The following is a 14,009-nucleotide window of genomic DNA, read 5'->3' as shown; positions in this document are numbered from 1 at the left end:
CTGGTCGAGCGCCCGGCCTATGAACGCGCCGGGGGCCACGCGGCCATCCGCGGCGTGTTGCACGATGCCATCGCCCTGGCCCGCCGCTTCCGGCAAACCGGCTCCGACACCGAGGTCGTCGACGGCGCGCCTTTGGCCGCCTGCCGCATGTATGACGGCTTCGGCGATGCCTGGTCTGGATTCCTCAAGAATGCGCGTGAGGGAATGGCCACACCTCTCGGCCTGCCCGTCTGGACGGTGCTGCTGGCCGGCGCGCATCTCTGGCCCTGGGCGCTGCTGCCCCGCCCCGAGGCCGCCGCCGCCATCGCCCTCACTTTCGCGCTCCGCGCCGCCGTCACCTGGCGCGCGCGCGAGCCCTGGTGGACCGTGCCCCTGCACCCTCTGACGGTCCTCGTCGCCCTCGCTTTGCAATGGACGGCCCTGGTCCGCGGCGCGCTTGGTTACCCGGCGGGCTGGAAAGGGCGCGCATATCCCGGCACAAGACCGGCATGAACGATCTGGCCGCCCCGGAGACCCCCAACCGGGACCACGACACGGAAAATTTCCCGACCGCCTCGCTGATCCTGGCGAAGCCCGTGCGCGCGAAGGTCATGGCCTTCTACCGCTTCGTGCGCATGGCCGACGACATTGCCGACAGCCCCTCCTTGTCGCCCGCGGAGAAGATCGCCCGGCTCGATGCGATGGAAGCCGCGCTGGACGACCCGCGAACCGACCTCGCCGTCGCCGCGAAGATGCACCGCGAGCAGGTCGGCACGGATGAGGCCCGGCTCATGCTCGCCGCCTTCCGGCAGGATTCAGAGCAGCGCCGCTACGCCAACTGGACCGACCTCGAGGACTACTGCACCCGCAGCGCCGACCCTGTGGGCCGCATGCTGCTGCGCCTGCACGGCACCGATTCCGCCGAGGCCAGGCATGCCGCCGATGGCCTCAGCACGGCCCTGCAGATCCTGAATCACCTCCAGGACCTCGTGACCGACCGCGATGGCCTGGACCGCGTCTACCTCCCGCAATCCTGGCTGGATCTGGCCGGCGGCGAGGAGGCCTTCTTCGAGCCCGGCAACACCCGCCGCCGCGAGATTCTCGACGCCGCGCTGGACCGCGTGGAGGACCAGCTCGACCGCGCCGCCGCCTTGCCGCACCTCGTCGCCTCGCGCCGGCTGCGGCTGCAATCGGCCATGACCCTCGGCCTCGCGCGGCGGCTGCTCGCGAAGCTCCGCACGGCGGACCCCGTGCTGGGCCGCGTGGCCCTGGGCAAGCCGGAGATGGCCCTCGCGGGCCTCGCCGCCCCCTTCCCGGCGCCGTCCGACGCCCAGGTCGTCGCCGCGCGGGTGAGCCGCGCGGGCTCCTCCTTCGCGCGCGGCATGGCGACGCTGAAGGGCGACCGCCGCCGGGCGCTCTGGGGCGTCTATGCCTTCTGCCGAGTGGTGGACGACATCGCCGATGGCCGCATGCCCGAGGAGGAGAAGCGGCGCCTGCTGGCCGGCTGGCGCGCCAAGCTGACCACGCCCGATTGCGCCCTCTCGCGCGAGCTCCTCTGGGCGCGCGAGACCTTCGACATTCCCTATGCCGAATGCGACGCCATGATCGCGGGCATGGAGACCGATGCGGGCGACCGCGTGCGCCTGCCCGACCAGGCCGCGCTCGACCTCTATTGCCGCCGCGTCGCCGGCAGCGTGGGCGCGATGAGCGTGCGCATCTTCGGCGATCCCAAGGCCGAGGGCTGGGGCCTGGCGCTCGGTCATACCTTCCAGCTCACCAATATCCTGCGCGACGTGGATGAGGATGCGGTGCGCGACCGCGTCTACATCCCGCTGAGCGTGTTGAAGCGCGCGGGCATCCCCGACGGGCCGGCGAAGTCGATCGTGGAGCACCCGGCCTTCCCCGGCATCTGCAAGGAAATCGCCGGCCGCGCCACCGCCGGCTACTTCCAGGCCGAGGCCGTGCTGCCGCGCTATAACACCGAGGCGCTGCGCCCGGCGCGGGTGATGATGTGGGGCTATCGCCGCATCCTCGACCACATGATGGCGCGCGGCTGGTCGCTGCCGCGGGTGCGCGCGCGGCTGACCAAGGGCGAGAAGATCCGCATGGCGGTCTTCGCGGTCACCGGGCGGTGACGACCGCCTCCGATCGTGACGTGGAGCGGCCGGGCCTCGGTGTCACCCATGTGGTCGGCGCCGGCCTCGCCGGCCTCGCCGCCGCGCATGCGCTGGCGACGCAGGGCCGCTTGGTCACGCTGCATGAATCCACCCCGGGCGCGGGGGGCCGCGCCCGCGCGCTGCCCGACGGCACGGATAACGGCACCCATGCGCTGATCGGCGCCAACCGCGCCGCACTGAGCTTCCTCGACGCCATCGGCGCAAGGCAGTTCTGGCTGGAACCCGAGCCGAGCGGGCTGCCGGTCTTCGACATGGCCGATGGTTCCGCGCGGCTGGTCTCGCTCTCGCCTTTCGGCTGGTGGCGCTCCGACCGCCGCCCGGCCGGCGTCACGCCCGGCGCCGTGCTCGCCATGGCGGGGATGGCGCTGCCCGGCGAGGACCGCACCATCGCCGAGACGATGCGCGCGCATCCGGCCTTCCTGCGCGGCTTCGTGGACCCGCTGGTGATCGCCGCGCTCAACACGCCCTCCAGCGAGGCCTCGTCGCAGCGCCTCGGCCAGGTGCTGCGCCGCCTCGGCGCGCCCGGTGCCACGCGGCTGCTGGTCGCGCAGCGCGGACTTGGCCCGGACCTCGTGGAGCCGGCGCTTGCCGCGCTCAGTCTGGCGGGGGCGGCCTATCGGCCGGGCCATCGCCTGCGCGCCATCGCCCAGGAGGGGGGCCGCGCCACCACGCTGATCTTCCAGGACAACGAGACGCCACTCGGCCCGGCTGACCGCGTGATTCTCGCCCTCCCGCCCTGGGAGGCCCAGCGCCTGCTGCCGGACCTGCCCGCGCCCGAAGCCCACGCGCCCATCGTGAACCTGCATTTCGCGCTGGAATCGACCGGCCCCGTGCGATTCCTCGGGTTGATCGGCGCGCTGTGCCAATGGGTGCTGATCCGCCCGGCCGGCGTGGCGGTCACCGTCAGCGCGGGCGATTCCGAGGCCGAGCAGGACGTGGCCGAGCTCGCCCCCCGCGCCTGGGCGGAGATCCTCCAGGCCGTCCGCGCCTTCGGTGTCGCCGGCGACTGGCCCGAGGCGCCGCCGCCCTGCCGCGTCGTGAAGGAGCGCCGGGCCACGCCGCGCCATCGCGTGGGGCACATCCCCACCCCGCCGCGCCTGCCCCTCGCCAATCTCGCTCTGGCCGGCGACTGGACCTGGCCCGACCTGCCCGCGACCATCGACGCCGCCATCCGCTCCGGCCTCGCCGCCGCCCGCGCCTTGCCAGCATGACCCCCGCCGACGCCCTGGCCCGCCTCCGCACCGCCGAGGCCGAGGACGGGGCGCCGGACCTCGATCGACGCCGGGCGCTGCTCGCCGCGCTCCGCCGAAGCGTCATCGCCCGCGCCGAGGCCATCGCGGACGCCGCCAATGCCGATTTCGGCGAGCGCGACCGCACCGACACCCTGCTGGCGGATGTCCTCCTCGTCGCCGAGGCCGCGACCTATTCCCGCCGCTGGCTGCGCGACTGGGCGCGCCCGAAGCCCGCCCCCGTGCCGCTGCCCTTCTGGCCCGCGCGCGCCTGGACGGAATGCGTGCCCAAGGGCGTCGTCGGCGTCATGGCGCCGTGGAACTACCCCTTCCAGCTCGCTTTGCTGCCCGCGATCGACGCCATCGCGGCAGGCAATCGCGTCGTTCTGAAGCCCTCCGAGGCCACGCCCCGCATCGCCGCCCTGATCGAGGAGATCGCCGCCGAGGCCTGGGGGCCGCGCATCGCCGTCGTGATCCAGGGCGGCCCGGACATCGCGCGCGACTTCGCGGCCCAACCCTGGGATCATCTCGTCTTCACGGGCGGGACGGAGACCGGCCGCAAGGTCATGGCGGCCGCGGCGGCCCATCTCACCCCCCTGACGCTGGAGCTCGGCGGCAAATGCCCCGCGCTGATCCTCCCCGGCGCGGACCTCGCCGGCGCCGCCCGCAACATCCTCGCCGCGAAGTCGATCAATGCCGGGCAGACCTGCATCGCACCAGACACCGTGCTCCTGGTCGGCCACAGCGCCGCCGATTTCGCGCGCGCGGCGCGGGCCAGCGGCATCGCGGGAACGGGAACCGCCGTGATCAACCCCGGCCAGCAGGCCCGCCTGGACCGCATCGCCGAGGGCGTCACCATCGCCTGGACCGGGCCCGGCCCGAACGCGATCGGCCTGGCCTTTTCGTGGGGAGGCCTGGCGGAGGAGGAAATCTTCGGCCCCATCCTCGCGATGGAGGAATGCGCCGACCTGGCCGCCGCGATCGCTTGGATCCGCGCCCGCCCGCATCCTTTGGCCATCTACGCCTTCGGCGCCACGCGCGCCGAGGAGGCGATACTCGCTGCCTCCACCAGATCCGGCGCGCTGCTGACCGGCCGGGCGCTGGACTACGCCGCCTTTCCCGGGCTGCCCTTCGGCGGAATCGGCGCCTCCGGTTTCGGACGCCGCAACGGCGAGGCGGGATTCCGCGAGTTCAGCAATCTGCGCGCCCGCGCCCGACACGGCGGCTGGAGCCTGTCCCGCCTCCTCGATCGGCCGCGGACGGCGCTCGCGCAACGCCTCGCCCGACGCCTGGTGAAATAGGCCTCAGTTCTCCCGAAAGGCCCTGGCGAAGGAGTCCCGCACGGGCTGGGCCAGATACTGCCAGAAGGAGCGCTGCCCGAGCATCACATGCGCCTCCACCGGCATGCCTGGCGCCAGCGCCACGCCGGGGAGCCGGGCCAGCTGGTCGGGATCGATCCGGATTTGCGCGCGATAGTGCGAGGCGCGGGTCTGCTGGTCCGTGGTCACGTCCGCCGCGACGAAGGTCACATGCCCGTGAAGCGCCGGCACGAGACGCTGCCGGAGGCGCCCTTGATGAGCGGCGCGGCCTGGCCCGGCAGGGCATAGACACGCGGTGGCCCCTTGCGGGACCGGCAAGGGCCGTCCGGCGGGCCGCAGCCGGGGCAAGGCGAGGAAGGCCTGCAGGCGCGAAGGGAACGGCTGATCGGCGTATCGGCGGAGGGTCGGGCGCTCATGACGCGCGGCCGCAGGCGGCCTGGGCATGGCCCTGGCGGAAACACGTCATCACGAGGACCTCTCGCACATTTTGTGGATCGGAACCGGGAGCTGCTTCCCGCTCCCCGGCCCGCACAACCTGCGCCTGAGGTCCTTACCTATTCGTTAACGCGAACGCGATTTGTTCCGGTTCAGCCCCGGCCGCGACGCACGACGGCGGCCGCGCTGGGCCGCGCCGCGCCGACCGGCGTGCCGGCATCGAAGCCGAGGAAGCCGATCGAGGGCTGCGCCGCGCCGCCATTGGCTTGCCAGAGCTGCGGCAGCCGCGAGGGGCCGCTCACGGCCTGGACCGGGGCCGCCGGCGCGGCGCGGCCACGAGCGGCGGAGGCGCGCTCGGCACGCGAATCGGCCGGACGGGCCGTGGGCGCGCCAGAGGACGCGGCCGAGGGCGGGAGCGACGCGCCGCCCGAACCGCGGATCGAGAGCAGGTAGAACATGATCTCCGAATTGCCGCGATCCACGGCGGAATCGACCGCGGTCAGGCCCAGCGCGTTGCGCGAGCTGACCTCGGCGCCGCGGCTGACGGCGTCGCGCACGGTCTGGATATCGCCGCGGGCGATACCGTCGAAGAGCGCGTCATTGGGATTCATGGCCGAGGGCGGGGTCTCGGCGGGGATCGGCGCCTGCCCGCGCTGCGCGGCCACGCCGGGCAGCGCGGGCGCCGCCTCGCGAGGGCGCTGGTCGGGCGCCGGGCGCGCCGTGGTCCGGCCGCTGCCCAGCATGCCCTGAGCCAGGGCGGAGGGCGCGAAGGCGCAAGGAACCGCGAGGAGGGCGACGGCGGTGAGGGCCGTCCATGCCGTGCTGCGCATCATCTGTCGTCCTCCGAAGGTCGTGTCGTCGGCGAAGATCGCCCGGATCGGGGAGGCATAGCCCATGCCACCCAGCGCGGCGAGAGGCCGCTACCAGCTCATCGGCACGCTGAAACGCGCGCCCGCGGCGGGATTTTCGAGGAAGCGCTGCTCGCGCTGGTTGATCGCGCCCGTGGCCGCGGCGCCGCGTCCGGGAAGCTGCGGGTTGATGATGGTCGGGCTGATGGTCGCGACATTGGGCGGATCGATCTGCCGGGGGCGGTATTCGAGATCGATGTTCGGACGTGGCGCGAGCTCCGCCTGGGGAGCGGCCGGGGTCTGCGCCGGGAAGCCCGAGAAGCTCGGCATCGAAGGCACGCCGCCATCCATGTAGGCCCGGTCTCGCGGATTGGTGGGCCGGGCGCGGGGCCGGGCCGGCGCGACGCGCGGCGCCTCGATCCGAACCTGAGTGTCGATGCTCTGGGCCGAGGACGCCTCGCCCAGGCCAAGGACCGTGGCGGCCGCCACGAGAACGGACAGCCCCCAGCGCTGCCACGCGTGGCGCGCGGCAGCTTGGCGGCTGCGCCCTCGGCCCGGGCCCGTCAGGCCCATCTCACCGAGGAAAAGGCGAGTTCGTCCCAAGGGTTATCCCCCAAGCGGCAAACCGGACCTCGCAACGGTCCGTCTCCGCGGCAGATCCGGGTTCCGCCAGATGTGCCCGTTAGATGATCTGGGCCGGAACGGTCCAGATCAGAAGTAAATGGCAAGACGGCCATCCGATTCAAGCTCGGTCCGATCCTGACGGCAACTTCATGGCCCGGCCAGTGCTTTCGCACGCCGGGCCATGTCGCGACGCTCAGCGCGCGGCTTCGGCGAAGGCGAAGTTGTCGTAGCTGTTCTCGGCGACGCGGAACCACTGGAACAGCTCGCCGCGATAGGGGCGGTAGGAATCCCAGATGGTCTTGAAGCGCGGATTCTGCGCGGCCAGGTCGGCCATCATGGCCTCGTTGGAGCGCCAGGCGAGCTGCAGGATCTCGCGCGAATAGAAGCGCAGCTGCGCGCCGGCGGCGACCAGGCGGCGCAGCGCCAGCGGATTCAGGTGGTCGTAGCGGCTGACCATCTCGCTGTCCGCCTCGGCGCAGGCGACGCTCAGCGCCTCCTTGTAGAGGGCGGGCAGGCCCTCATAGGCGCGCTTGTTGATGAGCATGTGCAGCCGCGCCGCCGGCTCGAAGAAACCGGGCGCATAGTAGTACCGGGCGACGCGGTGGAAGCCGAGGCGCTCGTCGTCATGCGGGCCGGTGAACTCGGTGGCGTCGATCGTGCCGCGTTCCAGCGCGGGGTAGATGTCGGCCGGGGCGACGAGCGTGGGGTTCGCGCCCATGCGCTTGAAGACCTCGCCCGCGAGGCCGGAGATGCGGAACTTCAGCCCCTGCACATCGGCGACGGTACGGATCTCGTTGCGGAACCAGCCGCCCATCTGCGCGCCCGTGTCGCCGCAGGGCAGGCCGACGCAGTTGTAGTCCGAGAGCAGATTGTCGGCGAGCTGGTTGCCGCCGCCGTGGCGCAGCCAGGCCGTCGTCTGGCGGGTGTTGAGGCCGAAGGGAACGGCCGTGAAGAAGGCGAAGCCCGGCTCCTTGCCGATGTACCAATAGGTAGCGGTGTGGCCGCACTCGATGGTGCCGGCCTGCACGGCGTCGAGCACCTGGAGGCCGGGGACGATCTCGCCCGCCTGGAAGGCCTGGATGCGGAACTTGTTCTCGGTCAGCGCGGCCACGCGGGCCGCGACCTTCTCCGCCGTGCCGAAAAGGACGTCGAGGTTGCGCGGGAAGCTCGACTGGAAGCGCCAGCGCAGCTCGGGCAGGGCCTGGGCGAGGGCCGGCGCGGCCAGCGCGGCCGGGGCGGCGCCGGCGGCCGCGCCGAGGATAAGGCGACGATTCATTTGGCAATTCCCTCCCAGGAATGAAGAACCACTGTTCTCGCCCTTAACCTAGTGTCCCAATTCGGGGAAGGCCAAAGCGACTCTCTTGCCATTGACCGTCAAGGGTAGGTTAATGACACGCAAAGGTTGCCAGGAAAGTCGAAAATGATCGCAATAGTGGCGGCCGGCAGGACCAAGTGGTTGTCCGGCCTGTTCCTATGCCTTGCTCTTCTGACCGGCTTAGTGGGACCCTCCTGGGCCCAGACGGGCAACCCGACCCACGATGCTTTCCAGGCCCGGTCCGACCAGGAACGCCGACAGGCCATGCTCCAGGCACTGCGCGGTCAGGGCGACGCCTGCAACACCGTGGTCGTGGCCTTCCACGCCGGCTTCGACAGCAACCGCACTTCCTATTGGGACATGCGCTGCGCCGATGGCTCGGCCTATCGCGCGCGGCTTCCCTCCGAGCGCTTCGCCGGCGCCGCCTTCCTGCGCTGCGGCGCGGCAGCGCCCGCGCCCCAGGGCGGTCCTTGCTTCCAGCCGGTCGCCAGTGCCGCCGTCCTCGCCGCCAATACCGGCCGCCCGGGGAGCGAGACGCAGTGCCGGGCAGCCTGCGCGACGCAGCCGGCCGCGGGCCAGAACATGTGCGTGCAGCGCTGCGTCTCGGGCCAGGGCATCGAGGTGGGCGTCCAGGCCTCCGCCGCGCTTCCGGCCAATTCCCGTTTCGGCGCGATGTATTTCACCGACAATCCCGTGCCCGCCTATGGCTTCGCCAATGGCGCGACGGATCGCCTGGACGTGAACATGCGCGCCGTCCGCTCCTGCCAGACCATGGCCGGCCGGGTGCCCTGCAAGTTCCAGGGCGAGCTGGTGAACCAGTGCGGCGCCGTCGCCATGGCGATCAGCCGCCACCCGATGGCGATGGTCATGACGGCCGACCTCTCCACCCAGGTGCTGAACCTGGCCACCATCGGTCAGGGCGCCGACAAGGCGGCCGCCGAGGCCGCCGCCCTGCAGGCCTGCCGCCGGGCCGAGGGCCCGGGCGTGCAGTGCCGCGTGATGGCCTCCGGTTGCTGAGATGACCCTGCCCGACCAGACCCCCAAGAGGATCTCCATCATGCGACGTTCGCTCGCCGCCTTCGGCATGGCCGCGCTCCTGGCCGGGCCGGCACTGGCCCAGGCTCAGACTCAGACCCAGCCCCCGCGTCCCCAGGCAGCACGTGCCCAGGCCGCTCCCGCCCGCGTGTCGACGATCGACCAGGTGAAGGCGCGCGGCACGCTGGTCTGCGGCGTGAACGGCGTGCTGCCCGGCTTCTCCGCGCCGGATCCGCAGGGCGTGATGCGCGGCTTCGACGCCGATTTCTGCCGCGCCATCGCCGCCGCGGTGCTCGGCGACGCGGCCAAGGTCCGCTTCGTCAATCAGGCGACGGCGGAAGCCGGCCTCGAGGCTCTGGGCAACCGACAGATCGACCTGCTGGTGCGCAACACGACCGCCACCATGTCGCGCGATTCCAACCGTCCCGTGACGGCCGGTCCCATCATCTTCTACGACGGCATGAGCTTCCTGGTGCCGCGAAGCCTGGGGATCTCCAGCCCCCGTCACCTCGGCGGAAAGACCATCTGCTGGGCCGGCGCCGAGGGCCAGCAGGGCGGCGCGGAAGAAAACCTCACCGGCTTCTCGCGGAGGCATTCCATCACCTGGACGGTGAAGCGCTTCGACACGCAGCCGCAGGTGGTGGCCGCGATGAACTCGGGCGAATGCCAGGCCTTCGCCGCCGATGGCGGCGCCCTGGCCGCCCGCCGCGTGACGGACTTCGCGGAGCCGGGCAACTGGTCGGTGCTGCCCGAGATCATCTCCAGCGAGCCGCTGGTCCCCTGGGTGCGCGCGGGCGACGAGCAATGGCGCGACATGATCTTCTGGGCGGCGCATGCGCTCATCGGCGCCGAGGCCTTCGGCGTGACCTCGCAGAACCTGCCGCAGAACCTGACCAACTCCGACTGGCGCGTCCGGCGCCTGCTGGGGACGGAATCCGACCTCGGCCGCGGCTTCAACCTGCCCAACACCTGGGCGGCGCGGATGATCGCCGCGGTGGGCAATTACGGCGAGATGTTCGAGCGAAATCTCGGCCGGCAGTCGATCATCGGCATGGATCGCGGCGTGAACGACCAATGGACGCGCGGCGGGCTGATCTACGCCATCCCGACGCAGTGACGTTGATCGGGGCGGCCCTTCTGGGGCCGCCCCGTCTTGCCTACAGGATGTAGCGCGAGAGATCCGCGCTTGCGGCCAGGGTGGCCACGCGGTCCTTCACCATCGCCGCATCCACCGTCACGCTCTCCCCGCGCCGGTCGCTGGCGGAGAAGCTGACCTCCTCCAGCAGCCGCTCCAGCACCGTGGAGAGACGCCGCGCGCCGATATTCTCGACGGTCGCGTTGATCTCCGCGGCAAGGTCGGCCAGGGCGTCGACGGCCTCGGGCTTGAAGTCCAGCTCCAGGCCTTCGGTGCCCATCAGCGCGCTCGCCTGCTTGAGCAAGGAGTGCTCCGGCTCGGTGAGAATGCGCCGGAAGTCCTCACGGGTCAGGGCCTTCAGCTCCACGCGGATCGGCAGGCGGCCCTGCAGCTCGGGCAGCAGGTCCGAGGGCTTGGAGAGATGGAAGGCGCCGCTGGCGATGAAGAGGATGTAGTCCGTCCGTACCGGGCCGTGGCGGGTGTTCACCGTCGTGCCCTCGATGAGCGGCAGCAGGTCGCGCTGCACGCCCTCGCGGGACACGTCGCCGCCGCGCACGCCGCCCTCGCTCGACCTCGCGATCTTGTCGATCTCGTCGAGGAAGACGATGCCGTTGTTCTCGGCGTTCTGCACGGCCGCGCGGGTCAGCGCCTCCTGGTCGACGAGCTTGTCGGCCTCCTCGCGCGTCAGCGCCTCGCGGGCGGCGGCCACGGTCATCTTCCGCGGCTTGGCGCGGCCGCCGAACATCTTGCCGAACATGTCCTGCATGTTCTGCATCTGGCCGGGCGGCATGCCGGGCATGTCCATCATGCCGACGGGCTGACCGGGCGTCTCGGTGACCTCGATCTCGATCTCCCGCGTCTCGATCTGCCCCTCGCGGAGCATCTTGCGGAATTTCTGCTTGGTATCGCCCTGCGCGCCTTCGCCGGTGAGCGCGGTGATCAGGCGCTCCTCGGCATGCAGCTCGGCCTTGGCCTGCACGCCCTTCCGCGCCGTGTCGCGCGTCTGGACGATCGAGGCCTCGACCAGGTCGCGCACGATGGATTCCACGTCGCGGCCGACATAGCCGACCTCAGTGAACTTCGTGGCCTCGACCTTGAGGAAGGGCGCGTTGGCGAGCCTGGCCAGCCGCCGCGCGATCTCCGTCTTGCCGCAGCCCGTGGGGCCGATCATCAGGATGTTCTTCGGCACCACCTCCTCCTGCCAGGAGTCGGGGAGCTGCTGGCGGCGCCAGCGGTTGCGCAGCGCGATGGCGACCGCGCGCTTGGCATCGTGCTGGCCGATGATGAAGCGGTCGAGCTCGCTGACGATCTCGCGCGGGGAGAGGTTCACCGTCTCCGGCGCCGTGATGACGTCACTCATCGCCGAGGGTCTCCAGAATGAAGTTGCCGTTGGTGTAGACGCAGATATCGGCCGCGATCTTCATCGAGCGCCTGGCGATCTCCTCGGCGGAGATGCCGTCCACCGTCATCAGGGCGCGCGCGGCGGACAGCGCGTAGTTGCCGCCGGAGCCGATGCCGATGATGGAATCCTCCGGCTCCAGCACGTCGCCCTGGCCGGTGAGCAGGAGCGAGCGGTCCTTGTCGGCCACCGCCAGCAGCGCCTCCAGGCGGCGCAGGTAGCGGTCGGTCCGCCAGTCCTTGGCGAGCTCGACGCAGGCGCGTTCGAGCTGGTCGGGGAAGCGCTCGAGCTTGGCTTCGAGGCGCTCCAGCAGCGTGAAGGCGTCGGCGGTCGCGCCCGCGAAGCCGGCGATCACCTTGCCCTGGGCAATGCGCCGCACCTTGCGCGCATTGTTCTTGACCACGGTCGGGCCGATCGAGACCTGCCCATCGCCCGCCATGGCGACTTTGCCGTCGCGGCGGACGCAAAGGATCGTGGTGCCGTGCCACCCGATCATGTCGTTTTGGGATGTTTGCATGGGAGCGATGTGGCGTCTGCGATGCCTTTCGGCAATCCGGGTTGTCCGCCTGCATGACTGGTCCCAACCTGATGCATCGGAGGAATCGCTCGCCATGCTGCCCTGTCTCGTCCCGGATGCCGTCCACGCCTTGCCGCTCCACGTCGTGACGCCGGAGGGATGGGAGCATCTGCCCGGCGCGGGCTTCGCGAAGGCGTCCGGCTTCACCGGCAAGCCGGGCGAGATCGCGCTGCTGCCGGGCGAGTCCGGCCTGGGCGGCGCGCTGTTCGGCCTGCCGAAATCGGCCGAAGGCTATGGCGCCCTGCCCTATGGCCTGCCGGAGGGCTCGGCCTGGGCGCTTCAGGGCGGCGACGCCTTCCAGGCCACCCTGGGCTGGTGCCTCGGGGCCTATCGCTACACCCGCTTCAAACCCGGAAAGCGCGCCCCCGCGCGGCTCGTGACCCCGCCCGGCGGGGAGGCGGCGCAGATCCAGGCCACCGCCATCTGGCGCGCGCGCGACCTGATCAATGCGCCCGCGAATCATCTCGGCCCGGCCGAGCTTGCGGCGGCCGTCGGCAATGTGGCCGCGGCCCATGGCGCGGCCTTCCGGGTCATCGAGGGCGAGGAGCTGCGCCAGGGCTTCCCGGCCGTGCACGCCGTCGGCCAGGGCAGCCCGCGGGCGCCGCGCGTCGCGGTGCTGGAATGGGGTGCTGCGGATGCGCCGCTAGTGGCGCTCTGCGGCAAGGGCGTGTGCTTCGACACGGGCGGGCTCGACCTCAAGCCGCCCTCGGGCATGCTGCGGATGAAGAAGGACATGGGCGGCGCGGCCGTGATGCTCGGCCTGGCCGAGGCGCTGATGGCGGCCAAGGCCCCCATCCGGCTGCTGCTGCTGGTGGGCGCGGTGGAGAACAGCGTCTCAGGCGAGGCCTTCCGGCCGCTCGACGTGATCCGCACGCGCAAGGGCCTCACCGTCGAGGTCGGCAACACCGATGCGGAGGGCCGCCTCGTCCTGTCGGACCTGCTGACCTATGCTGGGGAGCACGCGCCCCGGCTCATCCTCAATGGCTGCACCCTGACCGGCGCCGCCCGCGTGGCGCTCGGGCCGGACCTTCCCGCGCTCTTCTGCAACGACGAGGCCCTGGCCGGGGCGCTGCTCGCCGGCGGGCTGGCCGCGGGCGAGCCGATCTGGCGGCTTCCCTTACACGATGGTTATGCAAACTGGCTCGATAGCGGCATCGCGGATCTCAACAATGTCTCCACCCGGCCCATGGCCGGCGCCATCGTCGCGGCGCTCTTCATGAAGCGCTTCGTGCCCGAGGCCATCCCCTGGGCGCACCTGGATCTTTATGGCTGGAACGACGCCCATCGGGCCGGCCGTCCGGAGGGCGGCGAGGCCACCGGATTGCGCGCGGCGCTCGCCGGAATCCTTGATTTCCTCAGGTCGACCGACAAATCGACATCGTAATGAATAGACCCGCACATGCGGCGAAAATGAACTTCTTGCAATTCGTTGCCGTTCTGCGTCTAATAGCGCCTTCGCTTCCCATGAGGTTGGGAAGATTTCGCAACGCCGCGTTTCGGGTCCGAACCATTCCGAACACCGAAGACTCCTTTGTTACGCGGCGTGCAGAAGGAAGTTTGCCATGGCGATCCAGATCAATCCGGACCAGCTCGTTGGAATCCTTCGGGATACGATTGTGGCGCTGGTCCGCCGCGACGGACCCGACCTTTCGGCCCGCCAGCTCGGCGTGTTCCTGACGGTCTATCTGAGCCCCAGCCCGCACACCGTGCGCGGCCTCGCCCTCGACCTGAATGTCTCCAAACCGGCCATCACGCGGGCGCTGGACCGGCTGGGCGAACTCGATCTCGCGCGCCGCAAGGTCGATCCGATGGACCGCCGCAGCGTGCTGGTTCAGCGCACCCTGAAGGGCGCGATCTTCCTCCGCGAGCTGCGGCAGACGATGGCAGAGGCCGAGGGCATCATCTCCCCGCAGGTCCACCAGGAAGAATTCGCCTGA

13 protein-coding genes and 1 pseudogene are annotated in these 14,009 nt (G+C 71.1%); 8 read left to right on the top strand and 6 right to left on the bottom strand.

The window, feature by feature from the left end; translation table 11 throughout:
• The 4 genes and pseudogenes from ACO057_RS06305 to ACO057_RS06290 all read left to right on the top strand — a co-directional run.
• Nucleotides 1–492 (top strand): annotated as a pseudogene (locus ACO057_RS06305) (glycosyl transferase); the annotation flags it as partial.
• Nucleotides 489–2,114, top strand: coding sequence for a squalene/phytoene synthase family protein (locus ACO057_RS06300; RefSeq protein WP_421989750.1), 1,626 nt, complete (start codon nt 489–491; stop codon nt 2,112–2,114). The pseudogene ACO057_RS06305 and the gene ACO057_RS06300, both read left to right, overlap by 4 nt.
• A complete protein-coding gene (locus ACO057_RS06295; RefSeq protein WP_421989748.1) occupies nt 2,111–3,367 on the top strand; it encodes a hydroxysqualene dehydroxylase in 1,257 nt (418 codons plus the stop codon). Before ACO057_RS06300 ends, ACO057_RS06295 begins: the two co-directional genes overlap by 4 nt.
• Entirely contained in the window at nt 3,364–4,686 is a 1,323-nt protein-coding gene (locus tag ACO057_RS06290; protein WP_421989746.1) for an aldehyde dehydrogenase family protein, read from the top strand. The genes ACO057_RS06295 and ACO057_RS06290 overlap by 4 nt, the downstream gene beginning before the upstream one ends.
• Nucleotides 4,687–4,689: 3 nt before the next feature.
• On the opposite strand, the gene ACO057_RS06285 is transcribed toward ACO057_RS06290, so the two are convergent.
• The 4 genes from ACO057_RS06285 to ACO057_RS06270 all read right to left on the bottom strand — a co-directional run bounded on the left by ACO057_RS06285 (nt 4,690) and on the right by ACO057_RS06270 (nt 7,887).
• Entirely contained in the window at nt 4,690–4,935 is a 246-nt protein-coding gene (locus tag ACO057_RS06285; protein WP_421989744.1) for a hypothetical protein, read from the bottom strand.
• A gap of 356 nt (nt 4,936–5,291) precedes the next feature.
• Entirely contained in the window at nt 5,292–6,035 is a 744-nt protein-coding gene (locus ACO057_RS06280) for an ankyrin repeat domain-containing protein (protein WP_421989742.1), read from the bottom strand.
• Between the two features lie 24 nt (nt 6,036–6,059).
• Nucleotides 6,060–6,590 carry a hypothetical protein gene (locus tag ACO057_RS06275; protein WP_421989740.1) on the bottom strand — a complete coding sequence of 177 codons (531 nt, stop codon included), beginning with the start codon at nt 6,588–6,590 and terminating at the stop codon, nt 6,060–6,062.
• A 214-nt stretch (nt 6,591–6,804) separates the two neighbouring features.
• Nucleotides 6,805–7,887 (bottom strand): TRAP transporter substrate-binding protein, encoded by a 1,083-nt coding sequence (locus ACO057_RS06270; protein WP_421989738.1) that lies wholly within the window; start codon nt 7,885–7,887, stop codon nt 6,805–6,807.
• A gap of 303 nt (nt 7,888–8,190) precedes the next feature.
• On the opposite strand from ACO057_RS06270, the gene ACO057_RS06265 reads away from it, so the two are divergent.
• Nucleotides 8,191–8,943: a DUF4189 domain-containing protein gene (locus ACO057_RS06265; RefSeq protein ID WP_421989736.1), complete on the top strand. Its 753-nt coding sequence runs from the start codon at nt 8,191–8,193 to the stop codon at nt 8,941–8,943.
• 40 nt (nt 8,944–8,983) lie between these two features.
• Nucleotides 8,984–10,078 carry a transporter substrate-binding domain-containing protein gene (locus ACO057_RS06260; protein ID WP_421989734.1) on the top strand — a complete coding sequence of 365 codons (1,095 nt, stop codon included), beginning with the start codon at nt 8,984–8,986 and terminating at the stop codon, nt 10,076–10,078.
• A gap of 40 nt (nt 10,079–10,118) precedes the next feature.
• Here the strand turns inward: ACO057_RS06260 and hslU are convergent, their stop codons facing one another.
• Both hslU and hslV read right to left on the bottom strand, forming a co-directional pair.
• Nucleotides 10,119–11,456: an ATP-dependent protease ATPase subunit HslU gene (gene hslU, locus ACO057_RS06255; RefSeq protein WP_421989732.1), complete on the bottom strand. Its 1,338-nt coding sequence runs from the start codon at nt 11,454–11,456 to the stop codon at nt 10,119–10,121.
• On the bottom strand, nt 11,449–12,012 hold the full coding sequence (gene hslV / locus ACO057_RS06250; RefSeq protein ID WP_421989730.1) for an ATP-dependent protease subunit HslV: 564 nt from the start codon (nt 12,010–12,012) through the stop codon (nt 11,449–11,451). Before hslV ends, hslU begins: the two co-directional genes overlap by 8 nt.
• Before the next feature lie 94 nt (nt 12,013–12,106).
• Here hslV and ACO057_RS06245 point away from each other — a divergent pair, with 94 nt between their 5' ends.
• Nucleotides 12,107–13,456, top strand: coding sequence for a leucyl aminopeptidase family protein (locus ACO057_RS06245; protein WP_421989728.1), 1,350 nt, complete (start codon nt 12,107–12,109; stop codon nt 13,454–13,456).
• Nucleotides 13,457–13,634: 178 nt separating this feature from the next.
• Complete coding sequence (locus tag ACO057_RS06240) at nt 13,635–14,009, top strand: MarR family transcriptional regulator (protein ID WP_421989726.1); 375 nt, start codon at nt 13,635–13,637, stop codon at nt 14,007–14,009.

Source organism: Roseococcus sp., assembly GCF_965227005.1.
Taxonomy (GTDB): Bacteria; Pseudomonadota; Alphaproteobacteria; order Acetobacterales; family Acetobacteraceae; genus Roseococcus.
The sequence above is the reverse complement of the archived record's forward strand: the minus strand, read 5'-3'. Positions and strand labels throughout refer to the sequence as shown.

What these genes read in the sequence shown, in the direction of transcription:
- hslU (WP_421989732.1), bottom strand. Translation starts at nt 11,456, where the DNA reads ATGAGTGACGTCATCACGGCGCCGGAGACGGTGAACCTCTCCCCGCGC.
- ACO057_RS06260 (WP_421989734.1), top strand. Translation starts at nt 8,984, where the DNA reads ATGCGACGTTCGCTCGCCGCCTTCGGCATGGCCGCGCTCCTGGCCGGG.
- ACO057_RS06290 (WP_421989746.1), top strand. Translation starts at nt 3,364, where the DNA reads ATGACCCCCGCCGACGCCCTGGCCCGCCTCCGCACCGCCGAGGCCGAG.
- ACO057_RS06300 (WP_421989750.1), top strand. Translation starts at nt 489, where the DNA reads ATGAACGATCTGGCCGCCCCGGAGACCCCCAACCGGGACCACGACACG.
- hslV (WP_421989730.1), bottom strand. Translation starts at nt 12,012, where the DNA reads ATGCAAACATCCCAAAACGACATGATCGGGTGGCACGGCACCACGATC.
- ACO057_RS06280 (WP_421989742.1), bottom strand. Translation starts at nt 6,035, where the DNA reads ATGGGCTATGCCTCCCCGATCCGGGCGATCTTCGCCGACGACACGACC.
- ACO057_RS06240 (WP_421989726.1), top strand. Translation starts at nt 13,635, where the DNA reads ATGGCGATCCAGATCAATCCGGACCAGCTCGTTGGAATCCTTCGGGAT.
- ACO057_RS06265 (WP_421989736.1), top strand. Translation starts at nt 8,191, where the DNA reads ATGCTCCAGGCACTGCGCGGTCAGGGCGACGCCTGCAACACCGTGGTC.
- ACO057_RS06270 (WP_421989738.1), bottom strand. Translation starts at nt 7,887, where the DNA reads ATGAATCGTCGCCTTATCCTCGGCGCGGCCGCCGGCGCCGCCCCGGCC.
- ACO057_RS06245 (WP_421989728.1), top strand. Translation starts at nt 12,107, where the DNA reads ATGCTGCCCTGTCTCGTCCCGGATGCCGTCCACGCCTTGCCGCTCCAC.